Genomic DNA, 6,207 nt, shown 5'->3' on the forward strand with positions numbered 1-6,207 from the left:
TGCAGCCTTGGGTGGAACACCAGATGCAGGAGGAACATGGTCAAATGTTGGATTAACCTATACCTATACAGTAACAGCTACAGCACCTTGTGCTACCGATGCGAGTTCAGATGTAGTGGTAACAGAAGAAACAGTTCCTTCAAGTCCTGTTATATCCGTTGAAAGTGCGACTTGTTCAACGTCAGGAAGAGCTGTAATTATAAATTACGATTCAAGCTTGACTTATATTTTCAACGATCCAACATTGAATGTTGATGGAGATGGTGTCATTAATGGATATGTTTTTGGAGTTACTTATACAGTAAGTGTGAATAGTAGTTGTGGTAGAGGTTCTTCTGAAGACTTTATAGTAAATGGAAGATTGTCAGGAGGAGATTGTGTAGATACAGATAATGACGGTATCCCAGATGTTATAGATGTAGATGATGATAATGATGGTATACCAGATGTTGATGAGGGAGATGGCTTGGTAGATACAGATAATGATGGTATTCCAGACTCGTTAGATTTAGATTCCGATAATGATGGTATTAACGATGTAATAGAAGGAGGTAATGGAGATTTAGATACGAATGGAGATGGTGTTATAGATTCGAATGATTCAGGGTATACAGATGCTAATGGAGATGGACAGGCTGATGATTCAGTAGATGAAGATGAAGAACCAGATACAGATGGAGATGGCGTTCCTGACTATCAAGATTTAGATAGTGATGATGATGGAATCAATGATGTAGTAGAAGGAGGAAATTCTGATGAAGATGGAGACGGTCAAGTTGATAACCCTACTGAAGATTCGGATGGAGATGGTATTGCCGATAGTGTAGATGGATTGGATGGTCACGGAGATGCCAATTCTCCAGATAATAATACAGATCCAACAGATCCTAATAGCGGAGGAAACGGTGTTGTTACTGATAGTGGAATTGATTCTGATGGAGATGGTATAGCTGATAGTGTAGATGGATTAGACGGCTTTGGTGATGCTATTATAGAAGACACCTGTGTAAAAGTTAATAATCTTATGAGCCCGAACGGAGATACTACAAATAGCTATTTACATATTGATTGTATTGAAAAATTCCAAAATAATACTCTTGAAATTTTTAACAGATGGGGTAATACAGTATATAAAGCTAGAGGTTATAACAATAGTAGCGTTGTATTTAGAGGAATTTCAGAAGGTAGAGCTAATATAAATGTGGGCGATAAATTGCCAGTTGGAACGTACTTCTATATCTTAGATCTTGGAAACGGAAGTAAGGTTAAAAAAGGGTGGATTTATATTAACAGATAAAGAATAAAGGACTGATGAATAAAAGCTTTAATGAAATGAAATTATATTTAAGTTTAATCTTAACATGTGTATTGAGTATTTGTGTATTTACAGCTACTCATGCACAACAAGATCCTCAGTATACACAGTATATGTATAATACTATGAATGTAAACCCAGCTTATGCAGGATCTAAAGGGCATACAGTAATTACAGCCTTAGGAAGAATGCAATGGGTAGGTTTTGAAGGAGCTCCTAATACTCAAAATTTATCTTATGATACTCCTTTAGGATATTCGGGATTAGGATTAGGTATTAACTTAATGAATGATCAAATAGGTCCGTCAAGTGAAATATATTTAGACGCAAATATTTCTTATAATATTCAAACAGGAGAGGAAGGAAATTTAGCTTTTGGTCTACGTTTAGGAGGAAGGTTATTAAATATAGATTGGTCAAAAGGAACGTATAAAGATGATGAAGTCATCTTTCAAGATAATATAAATAAGTTTTTACCAACAATAGGAGCAGGTATTTTTTATCATCAACCGCAATGGTATGTCGGATTGTCAGTGCCCAATATTTTGAGAATGGAGCATTACGATGCAGACACACCAGGAGAAGTGGCTGTAGAAAGAATGCACTTTTTCTTAATAGCAGGGTATGTTTTTGATATAAATGAAGACTTAAAGTTCAAACCAGCAGCTTTGTTAAAAGGAGTTTCAGGAGCACCTTTATCACTAGATATTTCAGCAAACTTATTATTTAATGAAAAATTTAGAGTAGGAGCATCTTGGAGATGGGACGATTCTGTAAGTGCTCTTTTAGGGTTTCAGGCAACAGACTCTTTACTTATTGGGTATTCATATGATTTAACAACTTCAAATTATAATGTAACAAACTCAGGAACACACGAAATTATGTTACAATACGAAATATTTAGAGACATAAGATATAGATCCCCCAGATTCTTTTAAATAAAAGAAAAATGAAGTTAAAAAAATTACTAGCATTAACAGTATTGTCAACGTTGGGTTTAAACTGTTTTAGTCAAAGTAGAAAAGTAGCAGATCGTTATTTTGAAGAATTTTCTTATATACAATCAGCTAAATTGTATAAAGATTTAGTATTGATTAAAGGAGATAGCTCTCAACATGTATTAAGTAGGTTGGCAGAATCTTACTATAACAATTCAGATACTGATAAAGCAGAAATTTGGTACCAAAAACTTATTTCTAATTTTAACGAAAAGGTTGAAGAAAAACACTTATTTAAGTACGCTCAAGCATTGAGGAGTAATGGAAAGTATAAAAAATCAGATTCTATATTTTTAAAATTAGCACAATCTCAAAAAAGTAGTCTAAATGAAGAGCTTAAAAAGGATAGTTACTTATTAGATTACAATAGTCAAGAAAAAAGGATAGGAGTAAGAAATCTGGCAATAAATACACCCTACTCAGATTTTGGAGGGTTCTTATTGAATGGAAAATCATATTTTACATCCGCTGTACCTAATGATTCAAAAAGACAAAAAATATATAAATGGAATAACCAACCATTTTTAAATATTTACAGGGCAGAAGAGCACATACAAACCTTAGAAGGGAGTAAACAAGATACCATATTAGTTTTAGAAAATATTCAAAAATTAGGTGAGCCAATAGCCTCTGAGCTTCATGAGTCTACGCCAGTTTTTACAAAAGATGGAAAGACAGTTTATTTTACGAGGAATAATTCAGAAGGAAAAAGAGCAAGAAAAAGTAAGAAAAATACCTCTAATTTAAAGATTTATAAGGCTAGTTATGTAAATGGTTATTGGATAAATGTTAAAGAATTACCATTTAATAACGATGAGTATTCCATAGGGCACCCCGCCTTAAGCCCTGATGAAAAAACATTATACTTTGTTTCTAATATGCCTGGAGGATATGGACAATCTGATATTTATAAAGTAGATATAAAAGGGAAAGATGAGTATGGAGAACCTATAAATTTAGGAAGCACTGTTAATACACCAGAAAAAGAAGTTTTTCCTTATGTAGGAAATGATAATGTATTATATTTCTCATCTAACGGACATTTAGGTTTAGGACTTCTTGATATTTTTCAATCAAATATTAAAGAAGACGGTACATTATCATCACCAGAAAATTTAGGATATCCATTTAATAGTAAAAAAGATGATTTCTCATTTTTTATAAGTAAAAATGGAAAAAGGGGGTTCTTCTCATCAAATAGAGAGAAAGGAAAAGGAGATGACGATATTTATAGTTTCTTTATTTATACAGATCCCCCTGTTTGTTTACAAGTTGTTAACGGAGTAATAAAAAATAATAACACAAATACGCCTGTAGATGCGGCAGTAATAAAGTTAATTAATTCAGAAAAAGAAATTATAGGAGAAACGGTTTCTGATGTATCTGGTAACTATATTTTTAAAAATATACCATGTGATAATTCATATACAATTACTGCAACTAAATTAGACCATAGACCAAGTAGAAGTGTTATTTCTACCAATAGTAAAAGAAACGAAGAAGTTACAGTTAATCTAAATTTAACACCATTAATTATAGGAAACCAAATAGTAATAAAGCCAATTTATTTTGACTATGATAAGTCTGTTATTAGAGAAGATGCTGAATATGAGTTAGAAAATATTGTAACAGTAATGACCAATCATCCTGAGTTAGTAATTAAAATAGAATCACATACAGATAGTCGTGGCCGTAGCGATTATAATAGAATGCTGTCTGACAAAAGAGCAAAATCTACTAGAGATTATATTTTATCAAGAGGTATTGCTAGTAATAGAATTGAAAGCGCCATAGGTTATGGTGAAGACAAACCTTTAAATGATTGTGTAGATGGCAAAAGATGTACAGAAGAAGAATATCAATTAAACAGACGATCGTATTTTTATATAGTAAAAGGAAGTGAGTCTGTTGAAATAAGGCAAGAGCAAGAAAAGAAAAAGGTAAGAAAAAGAATAGCTACCAAAAAAAGTAACTTCTTAGAATTTTTAAGTAAGAATCTAAGGAAATCTGGAAGAAGTTCAAGACCAGAAAATAATAAGTGTTTTAATAACAAAGAAGAAGATTGTGAAAAAGTAACTAAAGAAGTTAACATAAATTACAAGAACTAAGATTTCCCCACTAATATCCTTATGTTATTAAGTTAAAAAGCTCCTTTTAAAAAGGGGCTTTTTATTTGTATGAGTATAATATTATGAGAAAAATAAAGTTATAAGGTTACATTAACTTATTATCATTATTATTAATTATGAAAAAACTATTTATTCCTTTAGCGTTATTGGCCCTAACAATGACGTCTTGTGTATCAAAAAAGAAGTACGTTGAGTTAGAACAGAGGTACAATGACACAAGGGGAAATTTACAAAAAACAACTCTAGAAAAAGAGCAGCTTGAAGCTAAGTTTGCTAAGATTGAGAAGAGAGTTGATGATTACAATGAAAAAATTAACTCGTTAAAAAGTGTAAATGAATCACTCCATGAACAAAATAACGTTAAGTTAGACATGGTTGGAAAATCAGCTGTAATTTCTAATTCTGTAAAAGAAAAAATGAGAGAAACACTTAAAAATGTTGATCCAGCTGAACTGGCAAATGCTAAAACATTAAAGGACTCTATGAATGTAGCAATAGCTCATAATCTTAAAAAATCAATAAACACATCAGAATTAGAAAATGATGAAGATGTAAATATTGATATTGATCAAACAGTTGTGATGATTTCTGTTTCCGACAAAATGTTATTTAATACAGCAAGTTATAGAATTAAAAGCAATGCGCACAAGTTAATTAAAAAACTAGCTGATGTGATCAATTCTGAGCCAAGTATGGATGTAATGATTGAAGGACATACAGACTCAAGACCAATTCGTAATGAAATTGTTCAAGATAACTGGGATTTAAGTGTAAAAAGAGCCACATCTATTGTTAGACTTTTAGAAAAAAAATACAAGGTTGACCCTAGTAGATTAATAGCATCGGGAAGAGGGAGTTCAGTACCTCTTGTTGAAAATAGTTCGGCGGCTAATAGGGCTAGAAACAGGAGAACTAGAATTGTAATTTTACCAAATCTAGATAAATTTTTCGGTTTATTAGCAGAGCAAGAAAATATTAAACCTTAAGTATTTCAAAATAACAAAAAACCAGCATCATGCTGGTTTTTTGGTTTAACCAACTACTATAGTTATAGTGACTTTATAGTGGTGTAAGTGTCTTATTATATATGAACCTATTTAATTAAATTATGAAAAAACTATTGATTGTAATATTCGGAATTCTTTTAATGATTTCTTGTACAGATAAAAAGAAAGAACAAGAAGAGAAACAGAAAATTGAAGCAGCTATAAAAAAAATTGATTCTATTGAGAATGAAGTAAAAGCTGGTATTGATAAATTAAATGAAGCAACTAAGAAGTTTGAAAAACAGTTGCAAGAATTAGACAGTATTATATAATTAAAAACTCAAACATTATGAAAAATATAAAACTAATAGTATCTATTATAATGCTTTTTGCTTTTATAGGAACTCAGCAAACATTTGCTCAAGGAAAAGGTAAAGGAAAGGAAAAGAGCACTGAAATAAAGCAGAAAGGAAAAGAAATAAAAGAAGAACTTGAGCAAGAGCTAGATGAAACAAAAGAAAAAGGGAATAACAAAGCTCAGGAAATGAAAAAGAAGAAAGGGTTGAAAGAAAATAAAGCTAAAAAGCAGGACAAGCCTAAAGTAGATAAAGAAAATAAAGGGAAAGGCAATGCTTATGGTCGAGACAAGGGAGGAATGAGTGGAAGAGAGTTCGGTAAAATGAGGTCAAGTGAAGCTAAAGAAAGAATCGAAGAGCAAGAAAAAAATATCCGTGATAGTGAAGGTGTTTTAAATAGGGGAAGGGAAAAGGTTAAAAAAG

General features: G+C 31.6%; 6 protein-coding genes. All 6 read left to right on the plus strand.

Annotated features, from left to right (window positions below):
- A partial coding sequence (locus ACN0WY_RS17220) for a gliding motility-associated C-terminal domain-containing protein (protein WP_417801170.1) occupies positions 1 to 1,297 on the plus strand: 1,297 nt, incomplete at its 5' end.
- 35 nt (positions 1,298 to 1,332) lie between these two features.
- Positions 1,333 to 2,253 (plus strand): type IX secretion system membrane protein PorP/SprF, encoded by a 921-nt coding sequence (locus tag ACN0WY_RS17225; RefSeq protein ID WP_417801171.1) that lies wholly within the window; start codon positions 1,333 to 1,335, stop codon positions 2,251 to 2,253.
- 11 nt (positions 2,254 to 2,264) lie between these two features.
- Positions 2,265 to 4,421: an OmpA family protein gene (locus ACN0WY_RS17230; protein ID WP_417801172.1), complete on the plus strand. Its 2,157-nt coding sequence runs from the start codon at positions 2,265 to 2,267 to the stop codon at positions 4,419 to 4,421.
- A 137-nt stretch (positions 4,422 to 4,558) separates the two neighbouring features.
- Positions 4,559 to 5,428 (plus strand): OmpA family protein, encoded by an 870-nt coding sequence (locus ACN0WY_RS17235; RefSeq protein ID WP_330487126.1) that lies wholly within the window; start codon positions 4,559 to 4,561, stop codon positions 5,426 to 5,428.
- 122 nt (positions 5,429 to 5,550) lie between these two features.
- Complete coding sequence (locus tag ACN0WY_RS17240) at positions 5,551 to 5,760, plus strand: hypothetical protein (RefSeq protein ID WP_330487125.1); 210 nt, start codon at positions 5,551 to 5,553, stop codon at positions 5,758 to 5,760.
- 17 nt (positions 5,761 to 5,777) lie between these two features.
- On the plus strand, positions 5,778 to 6,207 hold a 430-nt coding region (locus ACN0WY_RS17245), incomplete at its 3' end, for a hypothetical protein (protein ID WP_417801173.1).

Origin of the sequence: Tenacibaculum sp. (genome assembly GCF_048269885.1) — a bacterium.
Classification (GTDB): Bacteria; Bacteroidota; Bacteroidia; order Flavobacteriales; family Flavobacteriaceae; genus Polaribacter.